We start from the raw sequence: 18896 nt of genomic DNA, 5'->3' as shown, positions 1-18896 counted from the left end.
ACACACCTCCTATTTTAATTGTTGATGAAGCAAATATTCAAATGAATTATAGGCAGTTGCAATATTTTTTATTCGACCATCTTTTTCAATGCCGAGGTAGTCCCTAGTTCCTCCGTGACCTAAGATGCTCTTTGCTTCAGCTTTAACCATTCTTTTCAGCAAATCTCTCCATTCTTTGATTTTAGGATCCTTTTCATCATCTGGTAGGATACTGGATAACCATTCTCGAAAAGGGTGATCGATTTTGAAATAGAGCATTTCAACCATCTGATTAGTATAATCGTTGTTTGAGATATTCCTGATTTCTTTTAGTTCCTCTATATAGCGTTTATATACTTTGGAAATGACAGTTTTTGTTTCTTCCACCACCTCATTAATACGTGGTACCCAACCACTCTCATTAAAATCCGCCAAAACTAAATCATTGATAAGTATAGAGTCAATAACTTCATCAGTTGGAAGCCATGAAGTAGCATTTCCATCGTCCTGCATACTAATGGAAATAATATTAAATAATCTATTTCCTATTATGTCACCTATATCTCCTAGCCAATCAATAATTCCCGGTTTTCTAAAGTGCCCTGTTCTATCTTCTACTGCTAGTAAACCAAATGACCGCCACAACGATTGATTCAAGGGATGTTTCCTAGGAGTATAGCTATCTTTATTTTCTCCTGTAGTATTATATTTCCATGTTGTCATCGGCTCTAAAAAATTGTCCCGATGATTGATTTCGGGTAATTTTACAATCTCAAAAGAGAAAGGCTTATTTAAATCATATTCTGGATCAATATAAATCCCTCTGCTCCAAATCGTATACAGATTAGCTAAATCTGTACATTCACTACCAAACAAATAGCGATTAATATTATCAGAACTAGCAAATTCCCAACAGGGACATTGAATACTTTCTAAATTACCATGGTCATAGAATGGCAAAATACAATTTAGTAACAGCGTTTCAAATAAAGAAGTTCCCTGTATAAAAACTGCCCCGATATCAAACAACCAGCCCTTTGACACTTTATATTTTTCTTTTCCAAAAATAACTTTATCGGATAATCCTGAGTACCCTTGAAAAGTTAAAAGCCATCGTGTAACTTCGGAAGCAGTCAGTTGTTCTTTATTTTTACTATTCTTTGGGGAAAATAAGGCTAACTTATTCTCACTCTCTGAAATCGTTCTATTGATATTTTTCCCAGAGATACTGCTTGCTTTTGCTTTACTAATTTTGTCTGCTACAATATCCTCTTTTCTAACTTGAAAAAATGGATATTCCTTATCAAATAAGTAAAAGCGATCCCGCCATTTTTCTAGGTAATGACTAACAATGTCTGGGAACTTACCACTTTCCCAAAGATCTATCCATGTATCATATAAATCATCCTGATAGTCAGCAATATCAGATTCTTCCACAGGCTCAATTTGTTTAAACCGCTCATCTACTGCCAGATACTCATAGACATTACCATCTGCATCAAAGCGTGAAAAGACAGTATGTAACACAGCCAGCAAAACTCGCAGCACAGCAAAATCTTGCGTTTTTGTATCTCCTGCTAAATCTTTGTACTGATGAGCATTTATAAATAATTCCTGCAAGGAAACTTCTTTTGTTGTTCCTTTTTCATCATAAACGACAGAAATCCAGGGTTCATCTAGTAAATTAAATCGACTCATTCTTATTTAACCTCTCCGTTGTAATCCCATATTTTTTATCATATAAGAGTTTAACCCCATTGAGAATAAACTCATTGTTTTCATCAAAAATAATCCCGAGAGCTCCTTTTAACCACGATGAATTTCGCCATTGACTTAAATAGCTGTTGTTATACCTTTCAAGCTCTTCAATAGTTTGATCGATATTATAGCCCTTGGATAAACTCATAGGAAGTCGTAAAGTATTTTGTGCTACTTTTTTAGCGACCGAAGGATTATCAATATTCTGAGATATATCTTGATTTTCAATAAATAAGCTATAGCCATCAGACATTTTCTTTAAAGCAATCACTTCAATTGTATCTTCAACATCACGAACCTGAGCATTAGATTTTTCTTCACTATCGTTTGGATGCAGGTTCTTCAACCAACCAATCAGACTATTGTTTCTATGTCTCGATATTTTTAAGACAGGATCATTGATACGGTATGTTCTTGCCTTTGTTTCCTTATTCTTAATCGTGACATCATGCTCCGTCTTAGCGTCTAAATATTTTTGCTGAAATTCCTGACTTGAAAATTCAATTGTAAAATCTGGACTATAAACTTTCTGGACTAATGGTGAAATATCATCTGGCAATCTCATGATATCTGGTAAAAAGTGCTGAGTTCTGGCTAACAGATAATCACCATAAACAAAACTACTTCCTTCTTCAAAATCCAACTCTTGGGAAGTTCCTAAAACGTAAAACCTAGCTATTTCATGCTTTTGAGGCCGTTCTATTTGGTGTCGATGAAGTCGTCCAATACGTTGTATTAGCAAATCCATAGGTGCCAGATCACTTATCATCACATCGAAATCAATATCCAAGGATTGCTCAATCACCTGAGTTCCAATGATAACTTTCTTATGTGGACGGTCTACATTTTTTCCGATTTGTTGTAATAATTCTTTCTCTTTTTGGATTCTTTCGGTCGCAATAAAACTGGAATGAAGTAATTCCACCATATCATCTCCAAAAATTTCCGAAAAGTTTCTTGCCAACTCTTGGGATCTTCTCACTGTATTGACAATGATTCCAACTACTCCACTGCCCTCAAGGGCATCTTTAACCGTTCCCAATAACTGCTCTTCTTGTAAACGAATGATGTGAATGTCTTTTATGTTTTGCTTATTGAATGTTGTAAGTTGATAAATCTCTGAGCCATCATTATAAGTGATTAAAGGATAAACGTCTGTCTTTAATTGGTCCGTATTTTCAATATCTCGCCATTTGATTCCCATCCCAGACATATAGCTTTTAAGAATATTTTCTCTTTGTTGAGAAGGTAATGTCGCTGACAAAATGACTACTGGAACACCATAGGCTCCCATCCATTTTATCGCCTCCATCAAATATTGACTCATATAAGCATCATAGGCGTGAACTTCATCAATAATAACAACCTTTTTACTAAAACCTAGATGACGCAAAGCTAAATGTTTTTGTTTCAATGCTAACATTAAGAACTGATCAACAGTCCCCACTACAAAATCATCTAAAGCCGAAGTCTTTCTCCCAGAAAACCATTCATTAATGATAACGCTACTATTTTCTACATCGTCAAAATTAAATGTATTAGCTTTAAGTTTTAAAAAATCTTCGTTTAGAGCTGCTTTCCCGTGTACCAACTGAATAGATAGTATGTCTTCAGAATCATCTTTTAAACTTTCAACCCATTTTTCAATACGATTAAAAATCCCATTCGATGTCGCCTGAGTTGGTAAACCAAAAAAAAGACCGCTTCTTCCCGTCTTAGTAGCTAACTGCTCTGCTGTAATCAATGAAGCTTCTGTCTTCCCTAACCCCATTGGTGCTTCTAGAACTACAATCCCAGGTTTAGATATTTGAGTAATAACATGAGATAAGGTTGATTGAACATTATTAGGTTCAAATCCAAATCTTTCCTTATAAAGACTATCTGGTTTTGAGATATATTTAGGTTGCCACAAACTAGTTTTTTTCCACCTTTCAAACCCATCTTGAAGGCGTCTTAACTTATCTACCTCCTCTTTTTCATTTACACTTAATAAAGGAAAGTAGTACTCATTACTAGCGATCCAGTCAGCCATAATCAGCAATCCTGATAAGATAACTTGAGCAGGCTGTTTAATTCTAGGAAGCTCTCTCACAGAGTCAAACCCCAACTCATCTATAGCACAGTTGAAGATTTCTTTTTGAACCAAATCCCAGTTCTTATGGATAACACTCTCCTTACTTTCATTTTGAAAATAGTTTGAAAGATAGCTCCCTTGATTTTTTACATCCTCAATCGTATCAATTGGTCGTCCATGGTGTCCACCAATAATAGTTGAAATATCCTCTTGAACACCATAACTAGATAGCAAATATTGACCTGCAAGGCTGTGATGACTCTTTTTCGGTGATGATAATTGAAGTGAACTAATTTTAGTAAATCCTGACTGCTCCAATTTTTCTAATAGGTGAATATCCAAATCATCTGAATTTGCAAATCCTCTTTGAGTTTGAAAGGCTGGAGTTGCTTTCCCGATATCATGAACAGCAGCTAAAAATTGTGCAAGTCGTTTCCCTAAACCGCCATCATATGTTACTGAATCCAGAGAATCCTCAATCAGTTTTTTTTGCCCCTCACTTAACCAATGCTCCCAGAGAAGTCCAGTTATATTTTTTGTATCTTCTAGATGCTGAGACAAGGGTAACCAAAAAAATCTACCATTTTCTTCCTTTTTCTTAGCCCAAAGCGTATCGGACTTTTTCTTAGACATGATTCATCCCCTCTTCATCCCATTTTATATATTTCCATTTTATACCTAAAAGTTTTAAAATACAACAACAAACATGGAAGGGGTTGCAAAAACATGCTATTTTCTAAAGTAGTGTAAACATAAGAATGGGAAAATCCTTTTTAGAGGAGTTTTAAAACATTACTAGAATGATTTTTATTACTATAAAACCATTCACTATAGAATTGCTTCACTTCCATACCCTAAAGCAAGAAATGAATGATATTTCCCTTAAATTAACTGTAAAGGATTGTATTGTTGAAAATGGGTACATTCTCTGTGATTCAAATATCAAAAAAAGAGAGAATAATGTAATCCTCTCCTGTTCTTCGTTATATGTGAGACTTTTCAATTGACAATGAACTTGTTTTCCTTATGTTTCATTTTTTGAGACTAATACCACGGTTTCAACTGATTAAGACCGCCAGACTTTTAAATATTGCTGGGCTGTCTCTAAGTTAAAGGTTTTATCTGCGATGAGGCGCTCGACTAGGGGAGCTACCTCGGATTCACTGGCTCCTGCTAGGAGAGCTAAAGATTTAGCCTGCAATTTCATGTGGCCTTGCTGAATCCCTGTACTCACCAAGGCTTTCAGGGCCGCAAAGTTTTGGGCAAGTCCGATAGAAACGATAAGCTGGGCTAATTCTTTAGCAGAAGGATTTCCCAGTAATTCATGACTGAGGGCTACACGAGGGTTGAGACCGATAGAGCCACCCTTGGTCGCAACAGGCATGGGCAGAGTCATCTCACCAACCAATTCTTCTCTTTCAAGGTCCAGTGTCCATTGACTAAGACCTTGGTAATGTCCATCTCGACTGGCAAAGGCATGGGCCCCGGCTTCGATGGCACGCCAGTCATTACCAGTGGCAATCAAAATGGCATCAACACCGTTAAATATCCCTTTATTATGAGTAGCTGCTCGATAAGGATCAGCCTGCGCAAACTGGCTAGCCAAAGCAATTTTCTCCGCAATTTCTCGTCCTTGATTCCTTTGGCGACTCAAGTAACGAAAGGCAATGCGACAGCTTGCAGTCACTAGAGAATCGGTCGCGTAGTTGGACAGGATTCCCATAAGACTCTGCCCCTGACTGAGTTCTTCTAAGACTGGTTTTAAGGCTTCCAACATGGTGTTGAGCATATTGGCTCCCATGGCTTCCTGGGTATCGACATGGAGATAAACAACGAGAAAGTCTGTTTCGCCTTTTATCTGTTCTACATGCAAATCACGCGCCCCACCTCCACGTTTGACGATAGAAGGATAGGCCTGATTGGCAAGTTCCAAGAGCTCAGTCTTTTTGTTTGTAATCTTCTCTTGAGCTTGTTCAGGATCAGCAACTTGATAAAGAGCTACCTGCCCAATCATCTGACGCTCATGGACTTGTGCGGTAAAACCTCCTGCACGCTTGATGATTTTACTGGCATAGCTGACCGCAGCAACCACGGACGGTTCTTCTGTCACATAGGGAACTGTGTATTCCTGACCGTTAACGAGAATCTCTGGGACCAGTGAATAAGGCAGAGAAAAAGTTCCCACTACATTCTCACTCAGCTGGTCTGCGACAGTCAAGCTAATTTGTTCATCCTGCTCCAAACTCTCTTGTCTCTCAGGACTAAGGAGCGCCTGAGCTTTTAACAGCTCGAGGCGCTCTTGGTATGATTTTTTAGAAAATCCATTCCAACTTATCTTCATTATTTTTCAACCTTGCTATAACGGCGTTGGTGGTCAACAATTTCAACCAAGGCAAAATCTTGATTTTCATAGCCAGCAAACTGGGCTGAGTTTGTTTCATCCAAGTCCACTTCCTCAAAGAAGACTTTTTCATAGTCTGCAACAGAAAGGGCAGTTCGTTTGTTGAGCTTGTTCAAGCGGTCTTTATCCAGATAAGCTTCATAACCTTCAACCAATTCACCACTGAAGAACTCCGCCACAGCCCCACTTCCATAACTATAAAGGGCAATTTTATCCCCAGCTTTCAAGCTATCTGTATTTTCCAAGAGAGACAATAGTCCAAGGAAGAGGGAACCTGTATAGATATTCCCAACCTTTTGACTGTAGAGAATAGACTGGTCAAAATGCTTTTGCAAGAGGTCTTTTTTCTCTTGAGACAGGCTCTTATTCATGATTTTTTTCAAGCCTTTTAGCGCTAATTTAGGATAAGGCAAGTGGAAGCAAACAGCCGCAAAATCATCCAAAGTAAGCTGGTAGCGTTTTTGGTATTCAAGCCAAGTCGTTTTCAAACTATCCAAATATTGTTGGGTAGAATAGACACCATTTACATAAGGAGTTGTTGAGTAATTTGGACGCCAAAAGTCCATGATGTCACGGGTTTGAGCCACATTGTCATTATTAAAGGCCATAATGCGTGGATTTTGTGTAATCAACATGGCCACACTTCCAGCACCCTGAGTGGGTTCTCCAGGTGTTTCAATACCATATTTGGCAATATCACTGGCAATAACTAAAACTTTGGACTCTGGAGAATTTTCCACATGCAATTTGGCATAATGAAGGGCAGCTGTCGCTCCATAGCAGGCTTCTTTAATCTCGAAACTACGAGCAAAGGGCTGGATGCCCAGCAAGCCATGTACAAAGACGGCCGCAGCCTTACTCTGGTCAATTCCTGACTCGGTAGCCACAATGACCATATCGATTTCTGCTCTTTCTTGCTCAGTTAAAATAGAGTCACTTGCACTGGCTGCCAAGGTCACGATATCCTCAGTTAGGGGCGCAATACTCAATTCCTTGAGCAAGAGTCCTTTACTTAATTTTTCAGGGTCAATTCCCCTCGCTTCTGCTAAGTCTTGTAATTTCAAGACATATTGACTGGTCGCAAAACCAATCTTATCAATACCGATTGTCATATTTACCTCTGTTTTATCATTCATTGTAAAAAATCGTTCTATACTATTTTATCACAAATAGCAGTAAAAGAGAGAAAAAAGACTTGATTCACCAAATCAAGTCCCTTATTATTCTAACCATTATGCTGTTTTCGTAAGTGAGAATAAAGTCTGAGAATCACTGTTCCGCTAGCCATTCCAATAGAAATCACCAAAGCCAGCATAACAACCAAGGTTGCACTAGCAATGGCATGACTGTAATCTCCCGTCACAAAAAAGGCAGTTGTCCGATAGGAGAGATAACCCGGAACCAGAGGTGCCAAGATGGCTAAGATAAATACCACAGCAGGTGTCTTATAAAGAATACTCAAAATCTGGCTGACACAAGAACCAATAATGGCTGCAATAAAAGTAGCCACAATAACATTGGTCGGTTCCTTGAGCAAAAGATAAATTAGCCAGACAGCCATGCCCAAAATTCCTCCTGGTAAGAGCATAGAACGTTGAACATTGAGTACGATTAAAAAAGTGATAATAGCAAGAAGACTTGCTACTGCTTGTAATAAAAAGGTTGTTAGTGTCATATTAATTCATCAATACCAAGGCGACAGAAGTTCCCGCCCCTAAAGCAAGGGTAATGAGCAGGGATTCAAACATCTTACTCATACCAGAGTTTATGTGGTTGGTCATAATATCACGAACCGCATTGGTCAAGGCAATCCCTGGTACAAACGGCATGACCGCACCAGCTATAATCAAATCTGCCGTTGAAGGAAAACCTGTGTAGCGAGCCCAAAACTGGGCAATCATCCCAAAGACAAAGGCTCCAGCAAAGGCTGTCACAAAGGGAATTCGGATAAACTTCTCCACATAAAGGGAAAAGGCAAAACCAAATAAGGTAGCCACTCCTGCCCCAAGTGCGTCGTAGATATTTCCACTAAACATAATTGAAAAGAAAGGGGCGCTAAAGGTCGCAGCTAGAGTTACCTGCAACTTAGTATAGGGAAGAGGTCGAGCTTGCAAGGCCGTCAATTGCTTGAAGGCCGTCTCTAAATCAATCTGCCCCCCAACCAGCTGACGAGAAATCTGGTTGACATCGCAGACTTTTTCAATATTATAAGACGAGGAAGTCACACGCTTCATACGCGAAATATTGGTATTTTCAATGGAGAAAAAGATAGCGGCAGGCATGGCAAGAACATTGCAATCCACAATCCCCTGTGAATGCGCAATGCGGATCATGGTATCTTCTACACGATGAATCTCTGAGCCACTTTTGAGAAGAATGGTTCCAGCTAACATAATCACATCGATGACGGCATTTAATTCTCTTGATTCTTCCATGCGTTCCTCCTTTTATCAACTCCTTCTATTCTATCACAAATCCGGACTCAAAAAAAATCTTTGCCATGAAATCATGACAAAGATTCGTTTAATCACGAGAATTTTCGTGGTTTCCTTCACTATTTGGTTGAGTCGGAGTAGGAACCGTTCCTTGTTGATTTCCTTGCTGACCACCTTGTTGATTCCCTTGATTTGGAGTAGTAGGTGAACCTTGGTTACCACGTTGAACTGACGTTGAAGAGGAACTTGATGGTGGTGTTTTGGGTTTATAAATCGAAATTTTAATACGTGTGCTGGCTAAATCAATTTTTCCACCCGGTTTTGGACTTTGCTCTACAACAGTCTCCTCAGCTGTTCCTTCAGGAGCAGTAGACACTTCTACAACTTCGATATTAGCTTTTTTAACTCCATATATCTCTGTAAGATTATTAACTGCAAATTCTCGAGTTGAACCAATATATCTTGGCATTGAAATCGAATTTACTTTTTTAGCAACTGTCAAAACTATTTGAGTTGCCTTGCTAAGATCGTAGGTTGTTCCCTCCGGTAAACTTTGTTTCATGATTGTGCCGGCTTCGATTTCGTTGGATTCTTCTTCCTCAATCTTAATTAGATTTTCTGGAACCTTCTTGCCTTTCAATTCTGCCACTACATCACTAGATTTTCGTCCAAGATAATTTCCAAGTTGGAAGGATTGCTGACCAGAAGACACAATCAAATTAATTTTTGTTCCTTCTTTTCGACCAGTTCCAGCGTCAGGATCGGTACGAATAACACGACCTTCTTCAACCTTATCACTAGCCTCTGTTTTTTCTTCACCAACCTCAAAATTGGCTTTCTTAAGCGCTTCTTTAGCCTCAGCAACCGTCTGACCTGCCACCTTTGGAACGGCAATGGTAGCGGGCGTTCTATATAAAATCCATACCAAGGATGCCACAACTAACAAGAAGGTCGCCAATAAAATTGGATAACGTGCTTTCAGGCGACGCCGTTTGGTTGGCTTTGGACTAGGTACTGGTTTTTCTGTCTGATGAGGCTGGGGCTTAGATTGAGGTCTTCCCTCTTGTACCGGAGCTTTAGGAATAGAAGTCAGAGTACTTTGTGGAACTTTAGGAAGAGTTTTAGTATCTGCCTTAGTTGCATCGTCAAAGACTAGCTTTGGTTCATTACGACGATTATTAGACAAACTACTCGACAAATCCACATACATTTCAGCGACTGATTTGTAGCGATCTGTCAATTTCTTGGCAGTTGCCTTAATAACAACATTTTCTAAAGCCTGAGGCACAGATGGATTTTCAGCTATAACCGATGGCAATGGTTTCTGGAAATGCTGGAGGGCGATGGTCACTGCGCTATCCCCATCGTAAGGAATATGACCTGTCAGCATCTCATAGAAAATAATCCCCATGGCATAGATATCACTCTGCACAGTTGCTTTAGAACCACGCGCCTGCTCTGGAGACAAATAATGAACGGAACCTAGCATTGAGTTGGTCTGAGTCAGACTTGTCTCTGCAAAGGCTACTGCGATCCCAAAGTCTGTAACTTTGGCAGTCCCATCTGGGGTCAAAAGGATATTTTGCGGTTTCAAATCCCTGTGAACAATCCCTCGAGTATGGGCTAAGCGCATAGCCAGAAGGATTTGTCCCATGATTCGAATCGCTTCTTCATTTGAAAGAGGGTGATGTTCCTTGATATAGCGTTTGAGATCTAACCCAGCAACATATTCCATTGCGAGATACTGTTGTCCCTCTTCTTCACCGATATCTGTAATCCGAACGATATGAGGATGGTCCAAATCTGCCATGGCTCTCGCTTCCCGCTGAAAACGAGCCACAGCAATCGGGTCTGTCTGGTAGTTGGTCCTCAGGACCTTTACCGCCACTTCTTCCCCATCTAGAATCAAATCTTTAGCCAAGTAAACATCTGCCATGCCTCCTCGGCCAATCTGTTTGAGAATCCGATACCGCCCGGCAAAAATCTTGCCGATTTGGATCATTCTGTTTCCTCCTCATTAACAGCAATAAGGGCAACTGTGATGTTATCTAAACCACCTGCATTGTTGGCAAAACGGATCAAGGTTGCTGCCTTATCTTCCAAAGAAATATCGCTGATTACAATATCAGAAATCTCACTTCCTGAAATCATATTTGTCAAACCATCGCTATTGAGTAAGAGATAGTCCCCAGGCTCAAGGGTGATTATTCCAAAATCAGGCTGAATTTCATCTTTTTGACCAATAGATTGAGTAATAATATTTTTCTGTGGATGGCTAGCAGCTTCTTCTGGCGTCAATTGACCTGCCTTAAGCAATTCATTGACCAAAGAATGGTCGCTCGTTAACTGGTGGTATTCTTCTCCACGAATCAAACCGATACGAGAATCTCCGATGTGAGCATAAATAGCCTGATTATCAATAATGGCTACAGCCTCAAGGGTTGTTCCCATTCCTTTATAGGCTTCAGTTTGTCCCAATTGGTTAATCCTTTGATTTTCAATCTCAAGGTTGTTCGCAAACCATTCACGCACTTCATTAACCGTATCGATTTGTGTATCAACCCAAGCTACACCCAGGTCTGTTACCGCCATCTCACTAGCGATATTCCCTGCGCGATGACCTCCCATACCATCAGCTAGGATAATCATGGTACGTCCAGCTCTATTGACATAGTGGTTGACATAGTCTTGGTTATTTGTTCGTTTCTGACCAACATCTGTTAATAATGAAATTTCCATGTGTTAGTTCCTTCCTAATCCGATATCTTGCGAAATTGACTGATGAAGAATCCATCACTTCCATACAATTCAGGTGTGATGAGGATACAGCCATCTTTCATGATATCCTTACATTCATGTTCTAGTGTTACCTGCTCAAATTCAGGATGACTTTCTAAAAATGCCTGTACGACTTGAAAGTTCTCCTCTGAGACAATAGTACAGGTACTATAAGTTATTATACCACCTTTGCGTAGTGTTTGACAAACACTACCTAATATTTCTAGCTGAATTTCCTGCAAGGACGCGAAATCTGCCGTTTCTTTATTGTATTTAATGTCTGGTTTACGGCGCAGAAGACCGATTCCTGAACAGGGAGCATCCACCAAAATCTTATCAAATGAATCCTGACCAAAAAACTCATGCACCTTTCTGGCATCTAATTTTTGCGTTTGAACTCGATCTGCAACTCCTAAACGTTGGGCATTTTCTTGAATTAAGTCCAACTTGTGGTCGTACAAGTCCAAAGCCGTAACCTGACCTGTCGTGAGATAAGAAGCTATATGGGCTGTTTTTCCACCCGGAGCCGCACAGGCATCTAGAACCTGCTCATCACCTTGTAAATCAAGCGTCGGAGCAACCAGCTGACTAGACTCGTCTTGGATGGTAATGGCTCCATCCGCAAACAAATCATGGCCTGCAAAATGCCCCTGCTCCTTCACAAGACCAGAGGGAGACAAGGATGAATCACTGGCCTCCAACAAGACTTGGATTTCTTCTTTTCGTCCTAGGTCCGTTACACGAATGCTGGCCTTGTTACGCACCAAAAGACTTTCAAAAATAGCTTGTGCTCGCTCTTCTCCGTATTCTTCCTTGAGCTTGGCAACTAGCCAAACTGGGAGAGAATAGGCAATGGAATCACGCTTGTTTTTTCGCTTGATGCTGGCAATATCTGGCCAGCCTTCACGCAGAATACGACGAAGGACGGCGTTGACTAATTTTTCACTGCCTTTTTTACGAACTTTGGCCAATTCCACTGCTTCATTGACCACAGCATGATCTGGAATCTTGTCCAAATAGCGGAGTTGGTAGGCACTCATGAGAAGAAGGACATAGAGCCAGTTATCTAACTGATCTCTGTCTTCGATAAAGTGGGATAGATACCATTCTAAGGTGAGTTTACGGGTTACCGTTCCATAGACCAGCTCGGTCACCAAGCCCTTGTCTGCTGCCGAAAGTTGACTACCCTTGAGATGCTTATTTAAGGCGATATTTGAGTACGCTTGATTGATAAAAACATCCTCTAATACTGCTAGGGCTATACTTCTAGCCGTTTCTACTTTAGTCACCAAATCGTTCTCCTACAGTCAATGTACGTCCAACTCCGTTGAGGAAGGAAGCAATGTCCATCTTAGGTTTACCAGCTGGCTGCACTTGTTTGAGGGATAGAGCCCCTTCTGCCGTTGCGACAATCAATTCTTTCTTGCCGATAGAGAGGATCTCACCTGGATTTCCCTGACCATCTACTGGTAGGGCTTCATAAATCTTAAACCGGTCTCCCTTAAGAAAAGTATGAGCAACTGGCCAGGGGTTCATCCCACGGATTTGGTTGAAAAGTTGACGATTGCTCTTATTCCAGTCCAATTTTTCTTCCTCTGGCTTGATGTTTGGCGAGAAAGTAACCTGACTTGGATCCTGCGGTTCAGGTTTGATGTCACCAGCAATATAGGCCGGCAGAGTGTCTAAAAGCAAATCGCGACCAACTAGCGCTAATTTCTCAAACAAGGTGCCGACATTGTCCCCATCCGTGATAGGAATACTGCGACGAGAAATCATATCTCCTGCATCCATTTCCTTGACCATTTCCATAATGGTCACACCAGCTTCCTCATCTCCTTGAATCAAGGCATAATGGATTGGCGCCCCACCACGGTGTTTTGGAAGAAGAGAGGCGTGAACATTGACCGCAAAGTCCATGCTATCAAGGAGTTTACTTGGGAGAAACTGCCCAAAAGCAGCAGTTACAATTCCATCTGCTCCTAGCTGCATAATAGTTTCCATCTCTGGACTTCCAGATAGTTTTTCAGGTTGGTAGATAGGAAGTCCTGCCTCTTTGGCAGCCTGCTTGACTGGGGTTTCCTGGATAACTTTTTTACGACCAACAGCACGGTCTGGCTGGGTCACAACGGCTAGAATTTCGTAACGGTTATCTGTCAAAAGCCCTTTTAAAACTGTTGCTGAAAAGTCGGGTGTCCCCATAAAGATTAGTTTTGTCATATCTTCTCCTTCTTATAAAAATTGCTGTGGCTCATGGTCAATGCTGAGACGGAGCTCACTATTTTCCCTTTCTTGAGTCAAGGCCAGAACCTGATTTAGAGTCGGCCCCAGCTCATCTTCTAAACGGTATTTAATTAAAATCTGGTAATGATAGAGGTTGTGGGTACGAGCAATCGGTTTGGGCGTTGGCCCCAGAATGTGACTGGTCTCTGACAAGCCTGACCGCAAAATGTTCATAACTTCATAGGCGCGTTTGATTACCTCTTCTTCTTTCTTGTGAGAAAGGGTAATGCCAATCGTGAAATAGTAAGGTGGATAGCCTAGTTGGCGTCTGATACCCATTTCATAGGCATAAAAGCCTTCGTAGTCTTGGTCTTTTGCAAATCGAATAGCGTAGTGCTGAGGATTATAAGACTGTATCAAGACCTGACCTGCTTTTTCAGCACGTCCTGCCCGACCTGCCACCTGAGTCAAAAGTTGGAAGGTTCTCTCAGAAGAACGGAAATCTGGTAGATTCAATGCCGTATCCGCATTGAGAACTCCGACTAAGGTCACATTGGGAAAATCCAATCCCTTGGCAATCATCTGAGTACCCAGTAAAATATCTGCTTCTCCTCGCCCAAACTGGTCAAGAAGAGCTTGGTGACTACCTTTCTTACGAGTCGTGTCCACATCCATCCGCAAAACGCGGGCCTGCGGAAAGAGTTCTGCCAGCTCATCATAAGCCTTCTGTGTCCCCGTCCCGTAGTAACGAATACTGCGACTCTTACAGTTGGGGCAAACGTGAGGAATATCCTTCGAAAAACCACAATAATGGCAGTTCATAGTCTTGGTATCCATGTGCAAGGTCAAGGAAATGTCACAGTTAGGACAAGTATCCACCGTCCCACACTCCCGACACATAACAAAGCTAGAATAACCACGGCGATTGAGCATAAGAACCACCTGCTCTTTTTTAGCCAGACGATCTTGAATGGCTTCTAGCAAGGGAGGCGTAAAGTTTGACGTCTCGTTTTGTCCGATATAGTCCCGAAAATCAATTACTTGAACCTCAGGGATTGTAGCCAAAGGATTAGCCCGTTGGGTCAGACGTAAATGTTGATAAACGCCTTTACCAGCCCGAGCACGGCTTTCCAGACTAGGAGTTGCCGAACCAAGTACCAGGGCTGCTTGGTTGTACTGGGCTCGTAAAATGGCTACCTCTCTGGCGTGGTAACGGGGATTGCTGTCCTGCTTATAAGTCGCTTCATGCTCTTCATCGATAATCATAACCCCCAGATTTTTCAGCGGAGCAAAGATGGCAGATCTGGCACCCACAACAACTTGAGCGTCTCCACGTTCCACTTTGCGCCATTCGTCATACTTTTCACCATTAGACAGGCCTGAGTGAAGAATGGCCACTTTCTCACCAAATCGAGCAATAAAACGCTCCGTCATTTGTGGAGTCAAGGAAATCTCAGGCACCAGCAAAATAGCTGTCTTGCCCTTGTCTAAGGCTCCTTGGATAATCTGCAAATAAACCTCGGTCTTCCCACTTCCTGTAATCCCTTGAAGGAGGAAGGGAGGCTGATGACTGCCAATCGCACTCACAACCGCATCACGCGCCCGTCTTTGCTCTGGATTCAACTCCAAAGGCTGACTTGCTTCAATGCCTTCAAAATAAGCAGCCGAGCGTTGCACTTCCTTTTGGACTATGGTCACAGCACCTTGTTCGACAAAGAAGTTGACTTGCTCCCGCGAATAGAACTCTAGCAAACTAGCCAAGGAGGCACTCTCAGGATGAGACAATAAATAGTCTCTCAATTCCAACTTTTTCTTAGCGCGTGCAGAAATCTCGACACCTTCTAATCGAGCAAGATTCACCTTATACCAAGACTGGGTCTTGACCTTCTTTTGATCGACTGCCTGATATTCCAGACCAAGCAAGCCTTTTCTAGTCAAACGCATCATTTCAGCTTGCTTACCTAAATCTAGAGAAGAAAAGGCAAGCGAATCCTCTGAACCAAACAAGCGCTCTCGGTCTTCCTGACTCAGACCTGCCATAGGATAGAGAATTTTGTCATAGCTAGAGTTCAGAAATCCCGGTAACATAGCCTTGAGGATGGAGATTTTATAGGAGAAGACGGACTTGCGTAACTCCTCAGCCAGCCAGAGTTGTTCTTGCGTGAGAACAGGAGAAAAATCCAGCACCTCCGCAATATCTTTTAAATCTTGCTCCATCTCTTCTTTAGATGATTGAAAATCCAAACCAAGAACAATCCCTTGAATCAGGCGATTCCCCTTACCAAAAGGCACATGAACCCGCATCCCAACTTCTAGCATTCCCTCAAATTCCTTAGGAATCCTGTAACTATAGGGCTGGTCCGTCTGCATCAAGGGCACATCTACGATAATATTAGCTAGGACCATCTTCTCACCTCCTCCTTGTCAGTACATTCTTGCAATAGAAAAAATAAGATTGAGTCCCCCCAACCTTAAATTTTTTCACCATCTTCTTTTTCTTTAGCGATTTGCTCTTTGATTTTCTTTTCTTCTTCTTCTTTGCGGCGTTTTTCTTCTTCGATACGGCGACGCACTGCTTCACGTTTTCCTTCTGGATCTGGGTGAATTGTAACGTTTCCTGATTCGATTTCTTCTAAAGCGCGAAGAGTTGATTTTTCAGATTTGAAACCTTGAGTTGCTGGCGCACCTGCTTCCAATTCGTGGGCACGTTTTGCTTCCAAAATTACGAGTGAATATTTTGATGGAACCTTGTCGAGCAAGGTATCAATAGAGGGTTTTAACATCATTTGCTTGTACCTATTTTCTAAATTTTATCGGGTAGTTGGAGATTTCGGTAACATCTCCTGATAGTGACCAATGACACGATCCACACGGAAGTGCTCTGCTTCGATCACACGTTTGACACGCTCAGCAGCTAGGGGCACCTGATCGTTGACAATCGCATAATCATACTCACGCATGAGGGCAATTTCTTCCTTGGCTTTTTCGATTCGTTGGGCAATCACTTCTGCGCTATCTGTTCCACGTCCTACCAAGCGATCTTGCAATTCATCCAAATCTGGTGGTGTCAGGAAGATAAAGACAGCATCTGGAACCTTTTTCTTGACCTGAAGAGCACCTTGAACCTCAATTTCAAGGAAAACATCGATTCCCTTGTCCAAGGTTTCATTGACATAGGTCAGAGGTGTTCCATAGTAGTTGCCGACATATTCTGCGTATTCCAACATCTGTCCTTGACGAATCAGTTCTTCAAATTCTTCGCGAGTACGGAAGAAATAGTCAACACCGTCCACTTCTCCAGGACGTTGTGCGCGTGTCGTCATCGATACAGAGTATTGAAATTGGTTTTCAGAACTCTCAAAAATCTCTCTTCTAACCGTTCCTTTTCCAACCCCTGAAGGACCAGAAAAAACGATTAGTAAGCCTCGGTCTGCCATTGTGTCTCCTTTAGTCAGTCTGTGAAATAACATTTCTCTAGAATAATGGCAAAAGCCAGATTATCCTTTACAGTCTTTCTATCTAGTGTAACAAAAAAGCAGTAATTTTTCAACTGCTCTTTCTTATTTATTTAGCATAATCTACTGCACGAAGCTCGCGAATCACGGTTACCTTGATATTTCCTGGATAATCGAGATTGTTTTCAATTTTCTCACGAACTTTGTGAGCCAAGATTGTGACTTTGTCGTCCTTGATTTGTCCTGGATTGACCATGATGCGGATTTCACGTCCTGCTTGAAGGGCAAAGCTATTTTGTACCCCTTCAAAGCCGTTAGCAATTTCTTCCAAATCATGGAGACGCTTGATGTAGCTTTCAAGAGACTCACTACGAGCACCTGGACGTGCCGCGCTCAAGGCATCTGCTGCAGCAACGATCACTGCAATCACACTTTCTGCTTCGACATCACCGTGGTGGCTAGCAATCGTATTGACCACAACTGGGTGTTCCTTGTACTTACGAGCCAATTCCATACCGATTTCAACGTGGCTACCTTCAACCTCGCGGTCAATGGCTTTCCCGATATCGTGAAGGAAACCAGCACGACGGGCAAGAGCCGCATTTTCACCAAGCTCGCTCGCCATGATACCAGCCAACTTAGCAACTTCAATCGAATGGCGCAAGACATTTTGTCCATATGAAGTACGGAACTGCAAACGTCCCATAATCTTCATCAAGTCAGGGTGAAGGTTTGGCGCACCAATTTCATAGGCAGCAGCCTCACCGTACTCACGAATCTTATTGTCAATCTCTAGGCGGTTTTTCTCAACCAGCTCTTCGATACGAGCTGGATGAATACGACCGTCCTTGAGCAACATTTCCATAGTCATACGGGCAATTTCACGACGAATCGGGTCAAATCCTGATAAGGTCACCACTTCTGGTGTATCATCGATAATGACATCGACCCCTGTCAAACTTTCAAAGGTACGAATGTTACGACCTTCACGACCAATAATACGTCCCTTCATAGTATCGTCTGGCAGATGAACTGTTGAGTTTGTTGACTCCGCCACATATTCACCAGCGATACGTTGCATAGCTTGAACCAGGATATCCTTGGCCATTTTGTCAGAACGTTCCTTGACCTCTTGCTCAGCTTCACGAATACGGCTAGCAATCTCCTTGGTCAAGTTTTCCTCTGTCTGAGCCAAGATAATATCTCGTGCTTCTGCCTGAGACAGGGCACCAATACGCTCTAACTCTGCTTCTTTTTGTCTTTCGACTTCCTCTAATTGCTCTTCACGCGCATCAAGGTTTTTCGCTCTATCAGAAATACTTTGTTCTTTTTGTTCAAGTGTTTGTTCTTTACTCGTCAAATTGTCGTCCTTACGGTCAAGGCTAGTAGCTCTCTCGGTCAAACGACTTTCGATTTGTTTGAGTTCTTGACGTTCTGATTTGAATTCAGCGTCCACTTCTTCACGGTATTTTCTGGCTTCTTCTTTGGCCTCCAATAGTGCTTCTTTTTTAAGAGACTTGCTTTCACGCTTGGCTTCATTAACAAGTAAATCTGCTTCACGCTCAGCTTGTCCACGTAAATTAGTTGCTTCTTGTTCAGCATTTAAAAGCATCAACTCCGCAGCTTCCTGAGATGATTTCATCTTAGCTGAGATGCTGACATATCCAATGACTAAACCAATGATGACGGCAAAAACAGCAATCGCAAGCGACATGATTTCCATGTTTTTACCTCATTTTATTGTTATTCCGAATGACATACATTCTTTTACATTCTACCATAAAAAAGTGATTTTC

The 18896-nt window shown here is 41.6% G+C and carries 14 protein-coding genes; all 14 read right to left on the bottom strand.

Features of this window, described 5'->3' with window-relative positions; translation table 11 throughout:
• Nucleotides 1-9 precede the first annotated feature (9 nt).
• On the bottom strand, nt 10-1677 hold the full coding sequence (locus tag N8O80_RS07015) for a type I-E CRISPR-associated protein Cse1/CasA (RefSeq protein ID WP_261027456.1): 1668 nt from the start codon (nt 1675-1677) through the stop codon (nt 10-12).
• Nucleotides 1664-4444, bottom strand: a complete 2781-nt coding sequence (gene cas3, locus N8O80_RS07010) for a CRISPR-associated helicase Cas3' (RefSeq protein WP_261027454.1) — start codon at nt 4442-4444, stop codon at nt 1664-1666. The genes N8O80_RS07015 and cas3 overlap by 14 nt, the downstream gene beginning before the upstream one ends.
• Nucleotides 4445-4877: 433 nt before the next feature.
• Nucleotides 4878-6152 (bottom strand): hydroxymethylglutaryl-CoA reductase, degradative, encoded by a 1275-nt coding sequence (locus N8O80_RS07005; protein WP_261027451.1) that lies wholly within the window; start codon nt 6150-6152, stop codon nt 4878-4880.
• Nucleotides 6152-7324: a hydroxymethylglutaryl-CoA synthase gene (locus N8O80_RS07000; protein WP_261027449.1), complete on the bottom strand. Its 1173-nt coding sequence runs from the start codon at nt 7322-7324 to the stop codon at nt 6152-6154. Before N8O80_RS07000 ends, N8O80_RS07005 begins: the two co-directional genes overlap by 1 nt.
• A gap of 113 nt (nt 7325-7437) precedes the next feature.
• Nucleotides 7438-7887 carry a threonine/serine exporter family protein gene (locus tag N8O80_RS06995; protein WP_020901615.1) on the bottom strand — a complete coding sequence of 150 codons (450 nt, stop codon included), beginning with the start codon at nt 7885-7887 and terminating at the stop codon, nt 7438-7440.
• Nucleotide 7888: 1 nt separating this feature from the next.
• Nucleotides 7889-8647 carry a threonine/serine exporter family protein gene (locus N8O80_RS06990; RefSeq protein ID WP_261027447.1) on the bottom strand — a complete coding sequence of 253 codons (759 nt, stop codon included), beginning with the start codon at nt 8645-8647 and terminating at the stop codon, nt 7889-7891.
• 88 nt (nt 8648-8735) lie between these two features.
• Entirely contained in the window at nt 8736-10649 is a 1914-nt protein-coding gene (gene pknB / locus N8O80_RS06985; RefSeq protein ID WP_261027443.1) for a Stk1 family PASTA domain-containing Ser/Thr kinase, read from the bottom strand.
• The gene (locus N8O80_RS06980) at nt 10646-11386 is read right to left on the bottom strand and encodes a Stp1/IreP family PP2C-type Ser/Thr phosphatase (RefSeq protein ID WP_261027440.1); all 741 of its coding nucleotides are present in this window, start codon (nt 11384-11386) and stop codon (nt 10646-10648) included. Before N8O80_RS06980 ends, pknB begins: the two co-directional genes overlap by 4 nt.
• Before the next feature lie 14 nt (nt 11387-11400).
• Nucleotides 11401-12714, bottom strand: coding sequence for a 16S rRNA (cytosine(967)-C(5))-methyltransferase RsmB (gene rsmB / locus N8O80_RS06975; RefSeq protein WP_261027438.1), 1314 nt, complete (start codon nt 12712-12714; stop codon nt 11401-11403).
• On the bottom strand, nt 12707-13642 hold the full coding sequence (fmt, locus tag N8O80_RS06970) for a methionyl-tRNA formyltransferase (protein ID WP_261027437.1): 936 nt from the start codon (nt 13640-13642) through the stop codon (nt 12707-12709). The genes rsmB and fmt overlap by 8 nt, the downstream gene beginning before the upstream one ends.
• Before the next feature lie 12 nt (nt 13643-13654).
• Nucleotides 13655-16051, bottom strand: coding sequence for a primosomal protein N' (locus N8O80_RS06965; protein WP_261027433.1), 2397 nt, complete (start codon nt 16049-16051; stop codon nt 13655-13657).
• A gap of 65 nt (nt 16052-16116) precedes the next feature.
• Nucleotides 16117-16431, bottom strand: coding sequence for a DNA-directed RNA polymerase subunit omega (rpoZ, locus tag N8O80_RS06960; RefSeq protein WP_000979235.1), 315 nt, complete (start codon nt 16429-16431; stop codon nt 16117-16119).
• A gap of 24 nt (nt 16432-16455) precedes the next feature.
• Nucleotides 16456-17082, bottom strand: a complete 627-nt coding sequence (gene gmk / locus N8O80_RS06955) for a guanylate kinase (RefSeq protein ID WP_000775041.1) — start codon at nt 17080-17082, stop codon at nt 16456-16458.
• A 127-nt stretch (nt 17083-17209) separates the two neighbouring features.
• Nucleotides 17210-18823, bottom strand: a complete 1614-nt coding sequence (locus N8O80_RS06950; protein WP_261027432.1) for a ribonuclease Y — start codon at nt 18821-18823, stop codon at nt 17210-17212.
• Nucleotides 18824-18896 lie beyond the last annotated feature (73 nt).

It is taken from the genome of Streptococcus mitis (assembly GCF_946190155.1).
Taxonomy (GTDB): Bacteria; Bacillota; Bacilli; order Lactobacillales; family Streptococcaceae; genus Streptococcus; species Streptococcus mitis_CL.
The sequence above is the reverse complement of the archived record's forward strand: the minus strand, read 5'-3'. Positions and strand labels throughout refer to the sequence as shown.

Bases quoted from the DNA above. Each gene is read 5' to 3' on its own strand.
- N8O80_RS06950 (WP_261027432.1), bottom strand. From the start codon at position 18,823: ATGGAAATCATGTCGCTTGCGATTGCTGTTTTTGCCGTCATCATTGGT.
- N8O80_RS06995 (WP_020901615.1), bottom strand. From the start codon at position 7,887: ATGACACTAACAACCTTTTTATTACAAGCAGTAGCAAGTCTTCTTGCT.
- pknB (WP_261027443.1), bottom strand. From the start codon at position 10,649: ATGATCCAAATCGGCAAGATTTTTGCCGGGCGGTATCGGATTCTCAAA.
- fmt (WP_261027437.1), bottom strand. From the start codon at position 13,642: ATGACAAAACTAATCTTTATGGGGACACCCGACTTTTCAGCAACAGTT.
- N8O80_RS06980 (WP_261027440.1), bottom strand. From the start codon at position 11,386: ATGGAAATTTCATTATTAACAGATGTTGGTCAGAAACGAACAAATAAC.
- N8O80_RS07005 (WP_261027451.1), bottom strand. From the start codon at position 6,152: ATGAAGATAAGTTGGAATGGATTTTCTAAAAAATCATACCAAGAGCGC.
- N8O80_RS06990 (WP_261027447.1), bottom strand. From the start codon at position 8,647: ATGGAAGAATCAAGAGAATTAAATGCCGTCATCGATGTGATTATGTTA.
- rpoZ (WP_000979235.1), bottom strand. From the start codon at position 16,431: ATGATGTTAAAACCCTCTATTGATACCTTGCTCGACAAGGTTCCATCA.
- N8O80_RS07000 (WP_261027449.1), bottom strand. From the start codon at position 7,324: ATGACAATCGGTATTGATAAGATTGGTTTTGCGACCAGTCAATATGTC.
- cas3 (WP_261027454.1), bottom strand. From the start codon at position 4,444: ATGTCTAAGAAAAAGTCCGATACGCTTTGGGCTAAGAAAAAGGAAGAA.
- N8O80_RS06965 (WP_261027433.1), bottom strand. From the start codon at position 16,051: ATGGTCCTAGCTAATATTATCGTAGATGTGCCCTTGATGCAGACGGAC.
- N8O80_RS07015 (WP_261027456.1), bottom strand. From the start codon at position 1,677: ATGAGTCGATTTAATTTACTAGATGAACCCTGGATTTCTGTCGTTTAT.
- gmk (WP_000775041.1), bottom strand. From the start codon at position 17,082: ATGGCAGACCGAGGCTTACTAATCGTTTTTTCTGGTCCTTCAGGGGTT.